This window comes from Mycobacterium sp. NGS26 (assembly GCF_059813025.1).
Genome location: NZ_JCALDU010000008.1, coordinates 1 through 19,942 on the forward strand (window position 1 = coordinate 1; position 19,942 = coordinate 19,942).

The following is a 19,942-nucleotide window of genomic DNA, read 5'->3' on the forward strand; positions in this document are numbered from 1 at the left end:
ACCGGTGCTACCCACCGTCAACGTGCCGCTATTGGCGGTGCCGGTGCCCACCGTCACGGTGCCCGAATCGGTCAATGTGCCCGACACCGTGACCGTGCCGGTGTCGGTCAGGGTGCCGCCGGCGTTGACAGTCAGGCCGCCATTGACCGCCAGGGTGCCGCTGCCCGGGCCGGTGCTACCCACCGTCAACGTGCCGCTATTGGCGCTCGCGGTGCCCACGGTCAGGGTGCCCGAGTCCGTCAACGTGCCTGAGACGCTCACCGTGCCGGTGTCGGTCAACGTCCCGCCGGCATTGACCGTCAGGCCACCGTTGACCGCCAGGGCGCCGCTACCGGGCCCCGTGCTACCCACCGTCAACGTGCCACTATTGGCGGTCGCGGTACCCACCGTCACGGTGCCCGAGTCCGTCAACGTGCCCGACACCGTCACGCTGCCGGTATCCGTCAGGGTGCCCCCGGAGTTCACCGTTAATGTCACCCCGGAGCTGACATTCACCGTGCCGCTACCCGGACCGGTGCTACCCACGGTCAATGTGCCGCTATTGGCACTCGCGGTACCCACCGTCACGGTGCCCGAATCGGTCAACGTGCCCGACACACTCACGGTGCCGGTATCAGTCAGCGTCCCGCCGGCGTTGACGGTCAGACCCCCGTTGACCGCCAAAGTGCCACTGCCCGGCCCGGTGCTACCCACGGTCAACGTCCCACTATTCGCGCTGCCGGTGCCCACCGTCACCGTGCCCGAATCCGTCAACGTGCCCGACACCGTCACGCTGCCGGTATCAGTCAACGTGCCCCCGGCATTGACCGTCAGACCGCCATTGACCGCCAAGGTCCCGCTACCCGGACCCGTGCTACCCACCGTCAACGTGCCGCTATTGGCACTCGCCGTGCCCACCGTCACGGTGCCCGAATCGGTCAACGTGCCCGACACCGTCACGCTGCCGGTATCGGTCAACGTGCCCCCGGCATTCACCGTCAAGGTCACTCCGGAGCTGACATTCACCGTGCCGCTACCCGGCCCAGTGCTACCCACCGTCAACGTCCCACTATTGGCACTCGCCGTGCCCACCGTCACGGTGCCGGAATCGGTCAACGTGCCCGACACCGTGACCGTCCCGGTGTCAGTCAACGTCCCCCCGGCGTTCACCGCCAAGGTGACCCCGGAGTTGACATTCAAAGCGCCGGTGGAGCCGACGTTGATGGTGCTGCCGGTCAGGGTCACACCGCTGTTGAGGGTGAGGGTTCCGTTGTCGATGAGGGTGGCGCCGGAGGTGAGGTTGAGGGTGCCGCTGTCGGTGAGCAAGCCACCGGAGTTGATGGTGACCGCACCACTGGTGGTGCTGCTATCTGCGAGGGTGCCGCCGGAGTTGATGGTGACGGTGCCGCTGTCGGAAAGGGTGCCGGTGCTGACGGTCAGGGTGCCGTTGATATTGAGGTTGCCGGTGGAGCCGACCGTGATGGTGCTGCCGGTAAGGGTGACGGTCTGGGGAGAGCTGATGGTCAGGGTGCCGTTATCGGTGAGGGTGAGCCCGGAGCCGATGGTCAAGGTGCCGGAGTCGGTCAGAGTGCCACCGGTATTGATGGTGACCGTGCCGTTGTCGGTCAGCGTGCCGGTGACGGTGACAAGGTTGCCGGTGTCGGCGCCGCCCGTGCTGATGTTCAGAGTGCCGCTGCCTGCGGTGCCGGTCCCCACAGTCAAGGTGCCGCCGTCAGACACGCTGCCGCCGCCAGTGACGGTCAAGGTGCCGTTGTCGACGAGGTTGGCGCCGGCGCTAATGGTGAGGTTGCCGCTGTCGGTGAGCAAGCCGCCGGCATTGATGGTGAGGGCGCCGCTGGTGGTGCTGCTGTCGGTGAGAGTGCCGCCGGCGTTGATGGTGACGGTGCCGCTGTCGGTCAGGGTGCCACCGGTGCTGATGGTGATGGTGCCACTGTCGGAAACGCTGCCCCCGGAGCTAACGGTGACCGCGCCATGATTCGCGATGGCGAGCGTGTCGCCACTGGTGACGTTGAGCACGCCGGTGGAGCCGACCTGGATCGTGCCCGTGCTGGTGCCGCTGGAGGGCAGGGTGACCGCGGTGCTGGAGTTGATGGTCAGGGTGCCGTTGTCGACGAGGGTGACGGCACCGCCGCTGGTGTTGAGGTTCAGGGTGCCGCTGTCGGTGAGCAAGCCCCCGGAGTTGATGGTCACCGCACCGGCGGTCGTGCTGCTATCGGTGAGGGTGCCGCCCGAGTTGATGGTGACGGTGCCGCTGTCGGTCAGCGTGCCACCGGTGCTGATGGTGATGGTGCCGCTGTCGGAAACGCTGCCGCCGGAGCTCACTGTGACCGCGCCATGATTCGCGACGCTCAGAGTGAAGCCGCTATTGACGTTGAGGGTGCCGGTGGAGCCCACCTGGATGGTGCCGGTGCTGGTGCCGCTGGAGGGCAGGGTGACGGCGTGGTTGAGGGTGAGGGTGCCATTGTTGACGAGGGTGACGGCACCGCCGCTGGTGTTGAGGTTCAGCGTGCCGCTTTCGGTGAGCAGGCCACCGGAGTTGATGGTGACCGCACCGGCAGTGGTGCTGCTGTCGGTGAGGACGCCGGTGGAATTGATAGTCACCGTGCCGCTGTCCGTGAGGGTACCGCCGGTGCTGATGGTGATGGTGCCGCTGTCGGAAACGCTGCCACCGGAGCTAACGGTGACCGCGCCATGATTCGCGACGCTCAGAGTGAAGCCGCTGTTGACGTTGAGGGTGCCGGTGGAGCCCACCTGGATGGTGCCGGTGCTGGTGCCGCTGGAGGGCAGGGTGACGGCGTGGTTGAGGGTGAGGGTGCCATTGTCGACGAGGGTGACGGCACCGCCGGTGGTGTTGAGGTTGAGGGTGCCGCTTTCGGTGAGCAGGCCACCGGAGTTGATGGTGACCGCACCGCTGGTGGTGCTGCTGTCGGTGAGGACGCCGGTGGAATTGATAGTCACCGTGCCGCTGTCCGTGAGGGTACCGGTGGTGACGTTCAGGGTGCCGCTGACATTGAGGGTGCCGCCGGCGTTGACGGTGACGCTGCCGGTGTCGGTGAAGGTTTGGCCGGCGTTGATGGTGAACGTGCCGCTGTTGGCGGTGGCCGTGCCGACGTTGATGGCGCCGCCGGTGTTGGTGACGTTATTGCTGCCCACGGTCAGGCTGCCGCCGCTGGTGAGGGTCACCGTGCCGTTGTTGGTGAGAGTCCCGTTGATGGTCAGATTGACGGTGGAACCGCTGACGGTCAGCGTCCCGCCGCTGTTGACGGTGATCGTGCCGGTGTTGACGGTGAGGGTGCCGCTGTCGGTGAACAGGCCGCCCGAGCCGACGGTGATGGTGCCGAGGTTGGTGACCGCGCCCCCGGAGTTGACCGTGACGGTACCGCTGTCGGACAGCGTGACGCCGGCATTGATCGTGATGGTGCCGCTGTTGCTGATGGTGCCGCCGGATTGGACGGTGATGGCGTTGTCGACGGTGAGCGCGCCGCCGGATTGGATGGTGATAGAGCCGCCGCTCTGGATGGTGGTTCCGCCAACCGGGACGGTGTAGAGCTGGCCGCTCGTGATGGTGACGGAGTTGCCGCTGTTGATGGTGGATGGCAGGAGCGGATCGATGTAGGTGACGCCGTTGAGGGTGACGGTGGGGTGAGTGCCGATGATGGCGCCACCGGCGTTGGCGGTGAGCGTGCTGTTGTTCGCGATGTTGATGTTGACGGTGCCGCCGGTGGCGTCGAGGGTGCCGCCCGAGTCGACGGTGAGGGTGCCGGTGGTGGTGCTGGTGCCGACGTTGAGGGTGCCGGTGTCGGTCAAGGTGCCGCCGACGTTGACGGTGCCGGCGTCAGTCAGCGTGCCGCCGCCGGTGACGGTCACGGTGCCGTTGTCGGTGAGGGTGCCGCCGGAGCTGATGGTGAGGCTGCCGTTGTCGGTGAGGACGCCGCCGGCGTTGACGGTCAGGGTCTGGCCGGAGCTCACTGTGAGGGTGCCGCTGTCCGTCAGGCTGCCGCCGGAGCTCACGGTGAGGGCGCCGTTGTCGGTGAGGACGCCGCCGGAGCTCACGGTCAGGGTGCCGCTATCGGTGAGCACGCCGCCCGAGCCCACGGTCAGGGTGCCGCTATCGGTGAGGACACCACCGGAACTCACGGTCAGGGTGCCGCTATCGGTGAGCACGCCGCCCGAGCCCACGGTCAGGGTGCCGCCGTCGGTCAGGGTGCCGCCCGAGCTCACGGTCAGGGCGCCGCTGTTGGTGACCACGCCGCCGGCGTTGATGGCGAAGGCACCGCTGTTGGTGTAGGTGCCGCCGGAGTCGATGAGAAGGGTGCCGCCGTTCGCGACGGTGAGGGTCTGGCCGGACAAGGTGACGGCTTGTTGGCCTGTGGTGATTTCGACGGTTTGGCCGCTGCCGATGGTGCCTTGGAGGTCTATCGAATCGGCGCCGTTGACGATTACGTGAGTCACCGAGAACGGCTGGGAGGCTGCGGTCGACGCCGCCTGCTGAGACGCCGCCGGCGCGGCCGACTGCGGGGTGGCGGCAGTCGCGGCCGCCTGCTGAGACGCCGCCGGCGCGGCCGACTGTGGGGTGGCGGCAGTCGCGGCAGCCTGCTGAGAAGCCGCCGGCGCAGCCGACTGCGGGGTGGTGGCCGTCGCGGCCGGCTGGTTGGAGGCCGCGGGCGAGGCCAGCTGATAGGCGGCGGTCGAGGTCGGCTGAGGGGACGCGGCGGGCGTGCTGAGCTGCTGAGAGACGGCAGGCGAGGTCAGCTGCTGTGACACCGCGGGCGTCGTCAGCTGCTGAGACGCCGCAGGCGAGCCGAGCTGCTGAGACACCGTAGGCGAGATCAGCTGCTGCGGCACCGCGGTCGAGCCGAGCTGCTGCGGCACCGCGGTCGAGCCGAGCTGCTGGGTGGCGGCGGTCGAGCCGAGCTGCTGCGCCTCGGCGGTCGAGCCGAGCTGCTGGGTGCCGGCGGTCGAGGTCAGTTGCTCCGTCTCCGCGGCCGAGGTCAGCTGTTGGGTGACGCCGGGCGAGCCGAGCTGCGTGGGCGAGCCGAGCTGCGTCAGGGATTGGGTGCGGGTGCTGGTGGCGTCGCCGGCGGCCCGGGCCACCGCGCCGGCCTGGGCGGCCTGCCCGGCCGGGTTCGTGGTCTGCGGCGGCTCGCTGAATGGGGACAGGACGCTCGCGACCGCCGACGCAGCCTCATAGGCATACATCGCGGCGGCGTCTTGGGCCCACATCTCCATGTACTGGGCTTCGGTGGCCATGATCGCCGGGGTGTTCTGTCCCAAAATATTGGTCGCCACCAACGCCGCCAGCCGCGCCCGGTTTTCCGCGATCACCGGCGGCGGCACCGTCATCGCAAACGCCGCCTCGTAGGCCGCCGCCGCCGCGTAGGCCTGGGCAGCCGATTGCGCGGCCTGGGCGCCCGTGGCAGCCAGCCACTCCGCATAGGGGGCCACCGCCGCCGCCATTAGCAGCGACGTCGGGCCCGACCACCCCTGGCTGATCAGCCCCGCAATTACCGCGGAATAGCCGCTGGCGGCGGACTCCAGCGCGGCGGCCAGCGCGTCCCAACCCGCCGCCGCCGCCAATAGCGGCCCCGCCCCGGGGCCGCTATACATGCGCCCGGAGTTGACCTCCGGGGGCAGCGACGCGAATTCCATGGCTTTCCGGTGCCCAGGTCAGCGCCGCGCGGCCTGTTTGAAACTGACGGTCATGTTAATTCCGCATAAACCAAACCATTGGACCAGTGTTGAACAAGTTATGTTACTGCAGGCATGCAGGGTTTTGGCCATTTCTTTGGGACTCATTCCGACCCGCGATGGGTCCGGGACCAGCCCTGCAGCGGCCACTGACCACCGCAGGTCGCGGAGGGCCGCCGGATGCGGATCACTGCCCCGCCGTCGTCCGCCAGATGGGTGATCGGTGGATCGTCGAAGGCGCGGCGAGAACGCCCGAGGACCAGCGGCCCCCTCAAGCGCCACGGCGCACCAGGCTTGGCAACAGCAACCGTCTGCCGTGTGGCAAGGCTGGGCCCGGCCTGTCAGCGACGCCCTTGGGCCGCATCTTGTTTCGGTCCGGACGACCAATGGTGGCTTGCATTGGCGCGCAACATGTTTCGGCCTGACCGCAGACCTCCAGCCTCACGCGCCGCGCCGCGGGCATTTATTGACGAGCCAGCGCGCCTTATGGCGGCCGTCGCGCCGCATCGGATATGGTGTGACCGCCCTGCTAGCAGCCGTCGTAACGGGAGCAACCCATGGAATTAACGGCAATTCTGTGTAACCATGCCGAGGCGCAGAACAACTTGCTGTACGTCGCCGGTGGCGGCATAGACCGGGCCATCATCCCTGCCGGGCGCTCGGAACCCTATACGGTCTCGGTGGGTCTCGGGATCATCATCGAGGTGCCGTGGACGGCGACCAACCAGGAGCACGCGGTCGACGTACGACTGGAGGACGCAGACGGGCACCCGGTCGAGGTCGAGACGGGATCGGACGAACACGAACCGTTCCGCACCCAATTCCGATTCAACGTCGGCCGACCGCGCCACCTCGAGCCCGGCGAGACCCAATCCGTCGCTTTCGCTATCAACATTCCCGTGCTGCGGTTGGAGAAGCTGGGCACATACGTCTTCACCATCAGCGTCGACGACACCGTCCTGCGCCGTCTGCATTACCGACTGGTCGGGCAGACGGGCGTGACCATTACGACGAATTGATCAGCTAGCGCTCAGCCCTCGAGCTTGTAACCCAGCCCCCGCACGGTCACCAGGTGCACCGGATTGGCCGGGTCGGCCTCGATCTTGGACCGCAGCCGCTTGACGTGGACGTCGAGCGTCTTGGTGTCACCGACGTAGTCCGCGCCCCACACCCGATCGATCAGCTGCCCGCGCGTGAGCACGCGGCCGCTGTTGCGCATCAGGTATTCCAGCAAGTCGAATTCCTTGAGCGGCAACGTGATCGTGTCCCCGTTGACCGACACGACGTGGCGTTCGACGTCCATGCGGACCGGCCCGGACTCCAGCACGCCGTCGCTGATCTCGGAGTCGTCGTCGCCACCGCGGCGCAACACGGCCCGGATCCGCGCGATCAACTCGCGGGCGGAATACGGCTTGGTCACATAGTCGTCCGCGCCCAGTTCCAGACCGACGACCTTGTCGATCTCGCTGTCGCGGGCGGTCACCATGATCACGGGCACGCTGGATCGGGCGCGCAACTGCTTGCAGACGTCGGTGCCGGACATCCCCGGCAGCATCAAATCGAGCAGCACGATGTCGGCGCCGGCCCGGTCGAACTCGGCGAGCGCCGCTTGCCCATCAGTCACCACCGTGGCCTCGAAGCCCTCTTTGCGCAGGAGGAATGCCAGCGGGTCGGCCAGCGATTCCTCGTCCTCGATGATCAGCACACTGGTCATGCGCGCCACTCCTCCTCATCGCTGCGCTCTGCAACGTCGTAAGCGCGGGTCATCTGCTCAGCTCTTCCTCTCGTTGGGCCGAGTGGGGCCGCACCTCGCGGCCCCGGGGTTGCTCGGGTTGTCCGTCGTTGTCCGGGGAGGCCGGGATGGACAGGGTGAACGTCGATCCGGTTCCCGGTTTGCTCCACACGCCGATGGTGCCGTTGTGGTTGGCCGCGACGTGCTTGACGATGGCCAGCCCCAGCCCACTGCCGCCGGTGGCCCGCGAACGCGCCTTGTCGCCCCGGAAGAAACGCTCGAAGACCCGTTCCTGGTCCTCGAGCGCGATCCCGATGCCCCGGTCGGTGACCGCGATCTCGACGTTGTCCCCGCGGCGACGACGGCTGATCGACACCGGCGTGCCCGGCGGCGAATAGGCGATCGCATTGGAGACCAGGTTGGCCAGCGCGGTCACCAACAGCGTTTCGTCGCCAAGCACCCGCAACCCGCTGGGCGCGTCGGTGCGGATCTGGATGTTCGCGGTGTCGGCGGCCACCTTGTGGCGTGAAATCGCTTCGGAGACAACGGTATCCACGTCGACGTCGGTGACGTTGGGCAACCGCTCGGCGCCCTGCAGCCGGGACAGCTCGATCAGCTCGCCGACCATGTCGCCCAGCCGGTTGGCCTCGACGAGCACCTTCTCGGCGAACCGGCGCACGGTCTCGGAGTCGTCCGCCGACGCCAGCAGCGCCTCGGCGAGCAGGGCCATGGCCCCGACCGGGGTCTTGAGCTCGTGGCTGACGTTGGCGACGAAGTCGCGCCGCGTGGCCTCCATGCGGGCGTAGTCGGACTGGTCGTGGGCGAACACCACCGCGAACCGGCGGTCCTCCTCGCTGAGCAGCCGGGCCTGCCCGTGCACCGACAACCCCGACCGGCCCCCCGCGCGCTTGGCCGGGTGCAGGTCGAACTCGACGTCGACGCCGGTCAGCGCCTGCTGCGCGGCCTGCCAGGCCTGGTCGTCGAGCTGCCGGTCGCGCACCAGGCCCAACTCCCTGGCTCGATCGTTGAGGTAGACCACGTCGCGATGGGAATCCACCACCGCGACGCCCACCGGCATCAGCGCCGCGATGCGCTGCAGCATCTGCGCGACGGTGATCCCGGTCCACTCGCTGGAGACGCGTTGCCGGCGTTGGACCACCCGCGGCGACAGCCGGGTCCCGATCGCAACGCCTGCGGCGACCGCCAGCACGGACAAAACCCCGGCCAGCAACAGCGCCGAGAACACAGTCACATAGAAAATCCTACAAATCTTCCTGAACACTGCCCTAGCGCAGCGAGGCCAAAATCGGACAAGTCACATCCTGCGCTACAGGTGTTCGGCTGCCGTTTACGCGATGTTTGGCAAACGGGGCCCCAATACACGCGAAAACACCGAGGCACGTCAGCCCCGGCCCTGGCTGGCCACCGCGGCGGCGCCGGCCGCGGCCGCCTCGGGGTCCAGGTAGGTGCCGCCCGGCAACACCGGCCGCAGCCGGTCGTCCAGGTCGTAGCGCAGCGGGACGCCGGTCGGGATGTTCAGGCCGACGATCTCCTCGTCGGACATCCGGTCCAGGTGCTTGACCAGCGCCCGCAGCGAGTTGCCGTGCGCCACGATCAGCACCGTCTTGCCCGACCGCAGATCGGGGACGACGACGTCGGTGAAGTACGGCAGGAAGCGCGCCACCACGTCCTTCAGGCATTCGGTCAGCGGGCCGCCGCCGATGTCGGCGTACCGCGGGTCGGCGTCCTGGCTGAACTCGCTGCCGCGCTCGATCGGCGGGGGCGGCGTGTCGTAGCTGCGCCGCCAGGCCATGAACTGCTCCTCGCCGTAGCGGGCCTGGGTCTCGGCCTTGTCCAAACCCTGCAGCGCCCCGTAGTGGCGCTCGTTGAGCCGCCAGCTGCGCCGCACGGGGATCCACAGCCGGTCGGCGCGGTCCAGGGCCAGGTCCGCGGTGATGATCGCGCGCCGCAGCAGCGACGTGTACAACACGTCGGGAAGCAGATCCTGTTCGGCCAGCAACTCGCCACTGCGAACCGCCTCGGCCCGGCCCTTGTCGGTCAGGCCGACGTCGACCCAGCCGGTGAACAGGTTGAGGGCGTTCCAGTCGCTCTCGCCGTGGCGCAGCAGTACCAGCGTGGCAGTGTCACCCATGCCGGCAAGTCTCTCACGCGTCCGAATCGTCCTCGTCGTCGATTATTGCTCGACTCCTCCTCATCGCGCTTCGCGCTCTGCATCGTCGTCTTCGTCGATGAGATGGGCGAACGCCTGCAGGTTCTTCAGCGACTCGCCGCGAGACACCCGCCACTCCCACTCCTTCTGGATCGACGAGCGAAAACCCAACTCCAGCAACGTGTTGAAGTCCGAATCCACCGCCTCGAGCACCTGGCCGAGCACCCGGTCGATCTCGTCGGCGTCGACCGACGCCAGCGACATCCGGCCCACCAGGTAGATGTCGCCGACGTTGTCGAGCGTGTAGGCGACCCCGTAGAGCCGGCGGTTGCGCCTGAGCAGGAAGCGGTAGACGCCCTCGTGGTTCTCGTCGGGCTTGCGGCACACGAACGCCTCGACGCGCACCGAATGCTCACCGATGCTCAGGATGGTGTTGGTCTTCAGCTTGCGCTCGCCGGGCAGTTCGACCACCAGTCCCGGCAATCCGCCATGCGCCCCAGGGAATTCCGAGTAGGTCAGGTGGCTGGCTCGCAGCGCGCGCTCGATGACCGCCTGCACCGACGTCGTGCGCCGCTCCTCCTCATCGCTGCGCTCTGCATCGTCGCCGGCGCGGGAATTCATGCGCCCACCCCGCGCCGCGACGCCCAGCGACGGGGCTTGCGCGCCGCCGCCCGGTCCACCCTCACCCCGACCCGGCGCTGGCGTTCCGCGGCGAAATCGCCGATCGCGCGCCGGTAGCTGGCCAGCAGCGCGTCGGTGGTGTTGTCCCAGGAGAACGTCGCGGCGTGGGCCGCCGCCGCCCGGCTCATCGCGGCGCCGGCCGGCTCGCCGCGCAGGCGCAGCAGGCCGTCGATGGCCGCCGCCCACCGGTCGACGTCGTGCCCGGCCACCAGGGTGCCGGTGATCCCGTCGCGCACCGCCACCGGCAGCCCGCCGACGGCGGCCGCCACCACCGGCGTCCCGCAGGCCTGCGCCTCGACGGCGACCAGACCGAACGACTCCGAATAGCTCGGCACCGCAACCAGATCGGCGGCCCGGAACAGGGTGGCCAGGTTCGCCCGGGACTGCGGCGGCAGGAACGTCACCCGCTCGGTGATGCCCAGTTCGTCGGCGAGCCGGACCAGCCCGTCCGGGGCGGCCAGGCCGCTGCCCGACGGCCCGCCGGCCACCACGATGCGCACACCCGGCAGCTTCGCCGCGGCGCGCAACACGATGTCGGGCGCCTTCAGCGGCTGGATCCGCCCGACGAACGCCACGATGTCCTCGTCGGGCGGCAGCCCCAGCGCGGCCCGGGCCGCCCGGCGACCACCCGGGCGGAACACGTCGAGGTCCACCCCCGGATGCACGACGTCGATGCTCGCCGGATCGGCGCGGTGAATCGAAATCAGTTGTCTCGCTTCATCATCGGTGTTGACGATCAGCCGGTCCGCCTCGTCGACCACCTGCTGCTCGCCCACCGTGCGCAGCGGCGGCTCGGGCGCGTCCCCGTCGGCCAGTGCGGCGTTCTTCACCGCGGCCAGCGTGTGCGCGGTGTGCACCAGCGGCACCGACCAGCGGTCGCGGGCCAGCCAGCCGACCTGACCGGACAGCCAGTAGTGCGAGTGCACGATGTCGTAGTGGCCCGGGTCGTGGGACGCCTCGGCGCGCAACACCCCGGCCGCGAACGCGCACAACTGGGTAGGCAGATCGTATTTGTCCAGGCCCTCGAACGGACCGGCCACCACGTTGCGCACCAGCACGCCGGGTGCCACCCGCTCGACCGGCGGATCGGCGGACGCGGTGGCCCGGGTGAAGATCTCCACCTCGATGCCCCGCCGGGCCAGGTGCAGCGCGGTCTGCAGGACGTAGACGTTCATGCCGCCGGCGTCGCCGGTTCCGGGCTGGGCCAGGGGTGAGGTGTGCACCGCCAGCACCGCGATGCGGCGCGGGTCGTTCAGCCGGAAGACGTCGTCGTGCCGCACCCTCTCATGTTTACAGCACGGGGCGGCACAGACCTGGGCTCAGGCCGAGGACTCGTCCGGGTCGGCGTCGGGCACCCGCGCTACCAGCGCGCCGGCCCGCCGCATCGCGCCCAGCGGATCGGCGTACAGCCCGCCCAGCGACACGATGCCGGCCCCGGCCTCCTGGACCCGGTTGCCGAACGCGGTCACGCGGATGTCGCGCGGCGGCAGCACCGAACGCGCGGCGAACGCCTCCTCCACCTGGCCCATCGCCTCGGGATACTCGGTGAACCCCTGGCCGCCGACCACCAGCTCGTCGGGATTGAGCACGTCGCGCAGCAGCGCGACGGCCTCGCCGAGCACCCTGGCGCGTTCCGCCAGCAGCTCCTTGGCCTGCTCGTTTCCGGCCCGGGCGACGCGCAGCAGGTCGGTCATGGCGGTGGCGGAGCCGGCGGCGCGGCCCGGCGGGGCCGCCGGCAGGATCCGCAGCCGGCGCGCGGCGGCCAGCACCGCCTCGTCGCTGACGGTGGATTCCAGCTGCCCGGTGCCGCCGAGCAGCTCCGAGTGCGCGGGCAGGCCGGCGATGGTGCCGGGGCCGCTGGCCGGGCAGTGCACGCGCCCGCCGATCACCAGCGCATAGCCCACGGTCTCGCGGGCGTAGACGTAGAGGCTGGTGGGCGAGCTCGGCGCGAAGCGCCGCATGCCGAGCAGCAGCTCGGCGCCGGCCATGGCGTCGACGTGGGAGGCCACCGAGACCGGCAGGCCCAGCGCGTCGGCCAGCACCGATCCGACCGGCGCCTGCCGCCAGCCCAGCCTCGGGTGGTCGACGTGGCCGGTGGCGCCGTCGACGGTGCCGCCGATCGCCACGCCCACCCACAGCAGGCGGCGCCGGTGCCAGCGCCTCAGATAGCGGGACGCGCTGTCGGCCAGCGACGCCAGCGCGGCCCCGGCGGGGCTCAGCGGGGTCGGGGTCTCGACGGTGTCCAGCGTGCGGCCGAACAGGTCGGTGGCCACGATGCTGGTGGTTCGCGCGCCGATGTGGATGCCCAGCGTGACGAACGGCTCGTGGTTGACCTCGACGGGCACCCGCGGGCGCCCGATGGCACCGGACACCGCCAGGTCGGCGCGCTCCCGCAGCAGGCCGGCCTCGAGCAGCGCGATCACCTGCCGGTTGACCGTCGCAATGCTCAGGGACGTGACCCCGGCGATGACGTCACGCCCGACCGGACCGCGCAGCCGCACCGCGCGGAACACGGACGCGGCCGCCGAGTCGGAGATGTGCAGGGCCGGCGGCATGATCTGGCGGTGCGACCGCGGGCGACCCTGGCGGCCGGGGGAATGGTGGGTGAGACTGGTCGAGCGCACGAGCGTCCTTTGTTTGATTACCGATGGCCGGTCTTCGGCCACACCCGGAAGTCAGGCGCGGCGAAGTGCGCGGCAACAACACGCACCCGCCGCGTAGAGACACGCGGCGGTGGTGTCGACCAAGGCGCTGTACTGCACACGGAAAATTTATCACGGTTACTAGAGTTGTCTCGGTGGATTCAGCTAACGAGCGGGTCGCGGTCGTCACCGGTGCGAGCTCCGGGATCGGCGAGGCGACCGCGATAACCCTTGCGGCCCTTGGCTTTCACGTGGTGCCGGTGGCGCGCCGGGCCGACCGGATCAACGCCCTGGCAAACAAGGTCGGCGGCACGCCCGTTGTGGCCGACGTCACAGACGACGCGGCCGTCGCGGCGCTGGCGCGCGGCCTGGGCCGGGTCGACGTGCTCGTCAACAACGCCGGCGGCGCCCGGGGACTCGAGCCCGTCGCCGACGCCGACCTGGAGCACTGGCGGTGGATGTGGGAGACCAACGTGATGGGCACCCTGCGGGTCACCCGCGCGCTGCTGCCCAAGCTGATCGAGTCCGGCGACGGCCTGATCGTCACCGTCACCTCGATCGCGGCGATGGAGACCTACGACGGCGGAGCCGGCTACACCGCGGCCAAGCACGCCCAGGGCGCGCTGCACCGGACGCTGCGCGGCGAGCTGCTGGGCAAGCCGGTGCGGCTCACCGAGATCGCGCCGGGCGCGGTCGAAACCGAGTTCTCGCTGGTCCGGTTTGACGGCGACGAGCGGCGCGCGGACGCCGTCTACTCCGGCATCACGCCGTTGTCGGCCGCCGACGTCGCCGAGGTGATCGGGTTCGTGGCCTCCCGGCCGTCGCACGTCAACCTCGACCAGATCATCATCCGGCCGCGCGACCAGGCCAGCGCGTCGCGGTTCAACCGCCGGGTCTAGACGTCGTCGTGGTCGTCGTGGTGGTCGGGGTCCCCGACAGGGTGGGCGCGTCCGTCGGCGTCACCGGCGCGGTGACCGGGATCTGCGTCGCCGGCGGGTGCGCGTTGGGTGGCGGCAGCGCCGACATCGCCACCCAGGTGTCCCAGTCCACCGCCCAGTCCCAGATGTCGCCGTCGGAGTAGGACAGCTGGATCGAGCTCCCGGTCACCTCGACGGGGTCGCCGTAGATCGCGCTGCCGTAGTACTGCTCGGCGTCGGCGGTGGACAGGTTGATACAGCCGTTGGTGACGTTGGTGTTGCCCTGGGCGCCGGAGCTGGCCGGGTTGGCGTGGATGAACTCGCCGTTGTTCGAGATCCGCACCGCCCAGCGTTCGTGCACGTGGCTGTAGCCGGCCGCCGGGTTGGACATGTAGAAGTCGGCGTACTTCTCGGTGACCACGTGGATGCCGTTGCGGGTGACGTTGCGGGCCTTGTCGGCCTCGCCGTAGCTGCATGGGAAGTCCATGATCACGCCCTCGTCCCGGATCACCTGGATGCGGTGCGACGAGACCTCGGCCTTGACCACCTGGCGCCGGCCGATCTGAAAGTGCAGCGAGATGTCGTCGGCGCCGTAGGCGCCCTCGCCGAACGGCCGCCCGTAGAGCCTGGCGTCGACGTTGACCGTTGTGCCCGCCGGGTAGTACTCGCGGGGGCGCCAGTGCACGCGCGCGCCCTGCGCCTCGTCGGGCAGCCAGGCCCAGCTGCCCTCCACGGGCGGGTTGGTGGTGACGGTGAGGGCCTTCTCGACGGAGGCCTTGTCGGCGATCAGCGCGTCGAACTGGATGATGATCGGCGCCGCCACCCCGACGGTCTGGCCGTCGGCCAGCTGGAACGAGCCACCGATCTTCTTGGTGGGGGCCACCGTGGTGAACTTGCCCGACACCGGAACGGTCTTGCCGTCGTGGCCGACGACCGAACCGCTCCACGTGTAGGTGGCGTCGTAGCCCAGCGGCTCGGTGACCGTGTAGACGGTGCGGTCGGGGTTGAAGGCTCCGGCGACGGCCTTGCCCGACGAGTTCGTCAGCGCCACCTTCTGGAACCAGCCGTCGCCCACGTGAACGCTCACCGGCGCGGTCGGAACCACGTCCGAGGCGGCGTCGGCCGGCTCGAATTTCAGGTGCGGCGCCGCGGCCTCTTTCTTCTGGCCCTGCTTGGCCACGGTGCCCCCGCACGCGGCCAGGACGTTGGGCGCGAACACACCAAGCCCCAAGGCCGCCAAGGCCAAGCGCCGGTTGATCGGCGGAGGGGAACCGGATGTGCTCACGACAAGTAAAGATACCGGCCGAACGGCATTCGCCCCGCCACCACAAGTCGCCGACGGGGTGGCCTCACCCGTATTCGACCGCTACAGCCTGCACCCCAGCAGGACGGGTTCGGGTTGCAGTGTGATGCCAAACACGTCGCGGACTCCGTCACGGATGGTGCGGGCCAGGGCGATGACGTCCTCGGCGCGGGCGGCGCCGCGGTTCGTCAAAGCAAGCGCATGCTTGGTGGACAGCCGGCACGGGGCCCGCTCGTCGTCCGGATAGCCCTTGCCGAAGCCGGCGTGCTCCACCAGCCAGCCGGCGGCCAGCTTGACCCCATTCGGGGCCGGCCAGTGCGGAATCGACTCGCCAAAGTGCCGCGCCAACCGCTCGTAGACCTCGGGCGCGACGACGGTGTTGGTGAAGAACGAACCCACGCTCCAGGTGTCGTGGTCGGCCGCGTCGAGCACCATGCCCTTGCGGGCGCGCAGCGCCAGCACCGCCTCGCGCACGTCCCGCGGGTCCGCGCGCTCGCCGCTGCCGGCGTTCAGCGCGGCCGTCAGCTCGCCGTAGCGCAGCGGCGCGCTGCGCCCCGACGCGTCCAACGCGAACTCGACTTCCAGTACCACGCAAGGGATTTCGAGGCCGTCGGCCCGCTTGAACACGCTGGTGCGGTAACCGAAGCCGAGCTCGCCGCCCGGCACCCAGCGCACCGCGCCGCTGCGCCGGTCCAGCAGCCGGACGCGGGTGATGGTGTCGGACACCTCGGCGCCGTAGGCCCCGACGTTCTGCACCGGCGTAGCGCCGGCCGAGCCGGGGATGCCGGACAGGCATTCCAGCCCGCCCAGGCCGCGCTCGATGGCCGCGAGCACCACGTCGTCCCACACCGCACCGGCCTCCGCGCGCACCATGTTGCCGTCGATGCTGATGCGGCCGTTGGCAAGTCGCACCGCGGTGAGCCCGGTCAGGCCGTCGTCGATCACCAGGTTGGAGCCGCCGGCGAACACCAGGGGCGGGCCACCGTTCCCGTCGGCGGATTCCGAATCCAGTTGCCGCACAACGGCGATCACCTGTTCCGTGCTGGAGCAGGTGATCAGCCGGCGCGCCACGGGCCCGACCCGCAGCGTGGTCAGCGGCGCCAGCGGCACCTCCTCGGCGACGTGCGCACCGGCGAAGAGCGAACCGACCCCCCGTTTCATAAGCTCCGTTTCATGGCCCGTAACGGTAGCCTGGCCTGCTATGCCGCGTTCATTCGACATATCGGCTGACTATGAACGGGACGTCGAAGCGGTACTGCGGGCTTACCGCGAGGAGGACTACTGGCTGGCGCGGCTGGCGGCCTCCGGCGTCGACGAGGCGAGGCTCGAGTCGCTGCGGCTCGGCGGCGAGTCCGGAACCGACGACACCATCGACGTGGTCACCCTGCAGGTGATCCGCAGCGACAAGCTGCCGGCCCTGATCACCCAGATACACCGCGGCGATCTGTGCATCAAGCGCGAGGAGACCTGGGGCCCGGTGTCCGGCGGCGTCGCGCTGGCAACGGTCGCGGGATCCATCGTGAACGCCCCGGCGAACGTGTCGGGCACCGCCGAGCTGGCCCCGACGGGGAAGCCGGCGGCCTCCCGCCTGGAGTGCCGGATCACCGTCCACGTGCGGGTCCCGCTGATCGGGGGCAAGCTGGAGAACTTCGTCGGCACCCGGCTGGCCGACCTGGTGGTCGCCGAACAGCGATTCACCACGGAGTGGATCAGCACCCGCGGCTCTTAAGCTGGCGCACATGCGAATCGCGTTGGCCCAGATCCTCAGTGGCACCGATCCGGCGCAAAACCTGCAGCTGGTCCGCGAGTACGCCGGCCGGGCCGCGGACGCCGGCGCGCGGCTGGTGGTGTTCCCCGAGGCGACCATGTGCCGGTTCGGGGTCCCGCTGGGACCGGTCGCCGAGCCCGTCGACGGGCCCTGGGCGAGCGGCGTGCGGCGGATCGCCGCCGACGCCGGCATCACGGTGATCGCCGGCATGTTCACCCCGTCCGGCGACGGGCGGGTGAAGAACACGCTGATCGCGGCCGGGCCGGGCAGACCCAACGAGCCGGACGCCCATTACGACAAGATCCATCTGTACGACGCGTTCGGCTTCACCGAGTCGCGCACCGTCGCGCCCGGGCAGGAGCCGGTGGTGGTCGCGGTCGACGGCGTGCGGGTCGGGTTGACCGTTTGCTACGACATCCGTTTCCCGGAGCTCTACACCGAGCTGGCCCGGCGCGGCGCGCAGGTGATCGCCGTCTGCGCGTCCTGGGGTTCGGGCCCGGGCAAGCTCGAGCAGTGGACGCTGCTGGCCCGGGCCCGGGCGCTGGACTCGATGAGCTACGTCGTCGCGGCCGGTCAGGCCGACCCGGGCGACGGCCCGGGTTCAGGTTCCGGCGCGCCGACCGGTGTGGGTGGCAGCCTGGTGGTCTCGCCGCTGGGTGAGGTGGTCGCGTCGGCGGGTGCCCGGCCGGAACTCGTGGTCGTCGACGTCGACGTCGACGCCGTGGCCAAGGCCCGCGAGAGCATCGGGGTGCTGCGAAACCAGTCGAGCTTTGCTCGCATCGATAGGGCAGAATCGGTTGGGTGACGAACCCACCAGGCCCTCCCCGCCCGCCAGGACCACCGAACGAGGGCCCGTCGCCGTGGGGCCGTCCCGGCAATCAGGGGCCCTTCGGTCAGCGGCCACCTGACCGGCCGACCGAGCGGCCGACCGAGCGGTTCCCGACCGGCGGCCCCGGCCAACCACCGCAGCAGCCCGGGCCCGGCCCGGCGCCGCAACCGCCACCGGGGCCGCCGCGGCCCCAGGAGCCGCGAACCGAGCAGCTGGGCGCGCCCCGCGCCGGCATGCAGGGCCCCGGCCACCGACCCCCGCCCGCTGCGCCGGCGGGCGCGACGGAACGAATCGCCACCCCGAACGAAGAGCCGGCACCGGTGAAAAGAAAACGACGCTTCCTTCGCGACCCGCTGTCCATCCTGCTGGTCTGCATCATCGTGGTCTCGCTCGTCATCGCCGGGCTGATCGGCGCCGAGCTGTACGTGCGCCACGTCGCCAACAACAAGGTCGCCGAGGCGGTGGCGTGCGAGACCAAGGACCAGGCCACGGCGTCGTTCGGGGTGACGCCGCTGATGCTGTGGCAGCAGCTGACCCATCACTACAGCAACATCTCGGTGTCGACCGCCGGCAACCAGATCAAAGATGCCAAGGGCATGAAGATCCAAATCAACATCAGGGATGTTCGGCTCAGGTCCAGCCCCGATTCCAAGGGCACCATCGGATCGCTCGACGCCACCATCACCTGGACCACCGACGGCATCAAGCAGTCGGTGCAAAACGCGATCCCGGTGCTGGGGCCGTTCGTCACCAACAGCGTGACCACCCATCCCGCCGACGGCACCGTCGAGCTGAAGGGGATGCTGGACAACATCACGGCGAAGCCGATGGTGTCGGGCAACGGGCTGCAGTTGCAGATCGTCAGCTTCAATGCGCTCGGCTTCACCATGCCGAAGGAAAGCGTCCAGTCGACGCTGGACAAGTTCACCTCCGACCAGACCAAGAACTTCCCGCTGGGGATTCACGCCGACAGCGTGCAGGTGACGGATTCCGCTGTGGTGAGCCACTTTTCGAGTCAGAACGCGAACATCCCGCCCGGCAACACGAACCCCTGCTTCGCCAACCTCTGACAGTCAGCCCAGTCGGTCGAGCACAGCCGTCAGCCCAGCCCGTCGAGCACGGCCCGGGTGCCCGACAGGCCCAGCCGGGTCGCGCCCGCGTCCAGCATCGCCACGGCGTCGGCCGCGGTGCGGATGCCGCCGCTGGCCTTGACGCCCAGCCGGCCGCCGACGGTCTCGGCCATCAGCGCGACCGCGCGCACCGACGCCCCGCCCGCGGGATGAAAGCCCGTCGACGTCTTGACGAAGTCCGCGCCGGCGGCCTCGGCGGCGCGGCACGCGGCCACCAGCGTGCGCTCGTCGCGGCCCAGTAGCACCGCCGACTCCACGATCACCTTGAGCACGGCCCCGGCGGCGGCCGAACGGACCGCCTCGATGTCGGAGCGCACCGCGCCGAACTCGCCGGCCAGCGCGGCGCCGACGTCGATGACCATGTCGACCTCACCGGCGCCCGACGCCACCGCCTGCGCGGCCTCCTGCGCCTTGACCGCCGACACGTGCTTGCCCGACGGGAAACCCGCCACCGTGGCGACCCGCACGCCGCAGGCGTCGATCGCGGCCGGCACCATCGACGGCGACACGCACACCGCGTAGACGCCCAGCTCGGCGGCCTCGGCGACCAGCGCGGCCACGTCGGCCGCGGTGGCCTCCGGCTTGAGCAGGGTGTGGTCGACCAGCGCCGCCAGCTGCGCCCGGGTGGGTCGGCCCGCCACTAGAACGCCCCTTCCGGGGCGCCGGGGTTGCAGCCGGCGGCGACCATTTGGTCGTCGTCGACGACCGGCCGCCACGGCTCGAGGTTCCAGCTGGGCTTGCCCGGCTCCGCGGTCTCGGCGAACTCCCAGTGGCAGAGGAACTGCGCCCGCATGCCGGGGGTGTCGGCGCCCGGCGCCAGCGCCAGCACCTCGGCCCACGCCTCGTCGGCCGCGGCCGGCGTCGCGGGCTGCCGGGCGGCCGCGCGGCCGGACGGCGTCGGGAAAACGCGCAAGCTGGCCAGGCCCGCCCACTGCGTCCATTCGGTGTGATCGATGAACGGCGGCGCGTACGACGAGCTCGCCGCGCCGGCGCCGGGGTCCGCCGGGGCGGGGGACGCCGCGGTCAGCCAGCAGGCCGGTGCGACGAGCGCCGCCGCCGGCAATGCCAGCAGGGCCTTCATC

14 protein-coding genes and 2 pseudogenes are annotated in these 19,942 nt (G+C 70.0%); 5 read left to right on the forward strand and 11 right to left on the reverse strand.

Annotated features, from left to right (window positions below; genetic code table 11):
- Positions 1–4,980: 4,980 nt before the first annotated feature.
- A pseudogene (locus tag AC5Y6X_RS22730) lies at positions 4,981–5,649 on the reverse strand (PPE family protein); the annotation flags it as partial.
- A gap of 596 nt (positions 5,650–6,245) precedes the next feature.
- Here AC5Y6X_RS22730 and AC5Y6X_RS22735 point away from each other — a divergent pair.
- Complete coding sequence (locus AC5Y6X_RS22735; RefSeq protein WP_324681988.1) at positions 6,246–6,707, forward strand: DUF6941 family protein; 462 nt, start codon at positions 6,246–6,248, stop codon at positions 6,705–6,707.
- Positions 6,708–6,718: 11 nt separating this feature from the next.
- Here the strand turns inward: AC5Y6X_RS22735 and regX are convergent, their stop codons facing one another.
- The 6 genes and pseudogenes from regX to AC5Y6X_RS22765 form a co-directional block, all read right to left on the reverse strand.
- Positions 6,719–7,402 (reverse strand): two-component sensory transduction protein RegX, encoded by a 684-nt coding sequence (gene regX / locus AC5Y6X_RS22740; protein WP_324681990.1) that lies wholly within the window; start codon positions 7,400–7,402, stop codon positions 6,719–6,721.
- 49 nt (positions 7,403–7,451) lie between these two features.
- Complete coding sequence (locus tag AC5Y6X_RS22745; RefSeq protein WP_324681991.1) at positions 7,452–8,672, reverse strand: sensor histidine kinase; 1,221 nt, start codon at positions 8,670–8,672, stop codon at positions 7,452–7,454.
- Positions 8,673–8,822: 150 nt separating this feature from the next.
- Positions 8,823–9,572 carry a phosphoglyceromutase gene (locus AC5Y6X_RS22750; RefSeq protein ID WP_324681993.1) on the reverse strand — a complete coding sequence of 250 codons (750 nt, stop codon included), beginning with the start codon at positions 9,570–9,572 and terminating at the stop codon, positions 8,823–8,825.
- Between the two features lie 53 nt (positions 9,573–9,625).
- Positions 9,626–10,211: pseudogene (locus AC5Y6X_RS22755) on the reverse strand (type III secretion system chaperone family protein); the annotation flags it as partial.
- Positions 10,208–11,551 (reverse strand): D-inositol-3-phosphate glycosyltransferase, encoded by a 1,344-nt coding sequence (mshA, locus tag AC5Y6X_RS22760; protein WP_324681995.1) that lies wholly within the window; start codon positions 11,549–11,551, stop codon positions 10,208–10,210. The gene mshA and the pseudogene AC5Y6X_RS22755, both read right to left, overlap by 4 nt.
- A 39-nt stretch (positions 11,552–11,590) precedes the next feature.
- Positions 11,591–12,826 carry an ROK family protein gene (locus tag AC5Y6X_RS22765; RefSeq protein WP_324682058.1) on the reverse strand — a complete coding sequence of 412 codons (1,236 nt, stop codon included), beginning with the start codon at positions 12,824–12,826 and terminating at the stop codon, positions 11,591–11,593.
- A 242-nt stretch (positions 12,827–13,068) separates the two neighbouring features.
- On the opposite strand from AC5Y6X_RS22765, the gene AC5Y6X_RS22770 reads away from it, so the two are divergent.
- Complete coding sequence (locus tag AC5Y6X_RS22770) at positions 13,069–13,812, forward strand: SDR family oxidoreductase (protein ID WP_324681997.1); 744 nt, start codon at positions 13,069–13,071, stop codon at positions 13,810–13,812.
- Here the strand turns inward: AC5Y6X_RS22770 and AC5Y6X_RS22775 are convergent.
- Positions 13,796–15,115: a L,D-transpeptidase gene (locus tag AC5Y6X_RS22775; protein WP_324681998.1), complete on the reverse strand. Its 1,320-nt coding sequence runs from the start codon at positions 15,113–15,115 to the stop codon at positions 13,796–13,798. The two genes, AC5Y6X_RS22770 and AC5Y6X_RS22775, sit on opposite strands and share 17 nt — an antisense overlap.
- 81 nt (positions 15,116–15,196) lie before the next feature.
- Entirely contained in the window at positions 15,197–16,294 is a 1,098-nt protein-coding gene (locus tag AC5Y6X_RS22780) for a UDP-N-acetylmuramate dehydrogenase (protein ID WP_499989426.1), read from the reverse strand.
- Between the two features lie 40 nt (positions 16,295–16,334).
- Here AC5Y6X_RS22780 and AC5Y6X_RS22785 point away from each other — a divergent pair, with 40 nt between their 5' ends.
- The 3 genes from AC5Y6X_RS22785 to AC5Y6X_RS22795 are packed head-to-tail and all read left to right on the forward strand — an operon-like array spanning position 16,335 to position 18,800.
- Positions 16,335–16,862 carry a DUF2505 domain-containing protein gene (locus AC5Y6X_RS22785; protein ID WP_499989427.1) on the forward strand — a complete coding sequence of 176 codons (528 nt, stop codon included), beginning with the start codon at positions 16,335–16,337 and terminating at the stop codon, positions 16,860–16,862.
- A gap of 10 nt (positions 16,863–16,872) precedes the next feature.
- Positions 16,873–17,706: a carbon-nitrogen hydrolase family protein gene (locus AC5Y6X_RS22790; RefSeq protein WP_499989428.1), complete on the forward strand. Its 834-nt coding sequence runs from the start codon at positions 16,873–16,875 to the stop codon at positions 17,704–17,706.
- Positions 17,703–18,800: an LmeA family phospholipid-binding protein gene (locus AC5Y6X_RS22795; protein ID WP_499989429.1), complete on the forward strand. Its 1,098-nt coding sequence runs from the start codon at positions 17,703–17,705 to the stop codon at positions 18,798–18,800. Before AC5Y6X_RS22790 ends, AC5Y6X_RS22795 begins: the two co-directional genes overlap by 4 nt.
- Before the next feature lie 29 nt (positions 18,801–18,829).
- On the opposite strand, the gene deoC is transcribed toward AC5Y6X_RS22795, so the two are convergent.
- Both deoC and AC5Y6X_RS22805 read right to left on the reverse strand, forming a co-directional pair.
- Positions 18,830–19,501, reverse strand: coding sequence for a deoxyribose-phosphate aldolase (gene deoC / locus AC5Y6X_RS22800; protein WP_499989430.1), 672 nt, complete (start codon positions 19,499–19,501; stop codon positions 18,830–18,832).
- Positions 19,501–19,941, reverse strand: a complete 441-nt coding sequence (locus AC5Y6X_RS22805; protein WP_499989431.1) for a DUF2599 domain-containing protein — start codon at positions 19,939–19,941, stop codon at positions 19,501–19,503. Before AC5Y6X_RS22805 ends, deoC begins: the two co-directional genes overlap by 1 nt.
- Position 19,942 lies beyond the last annotated feature (1 nt).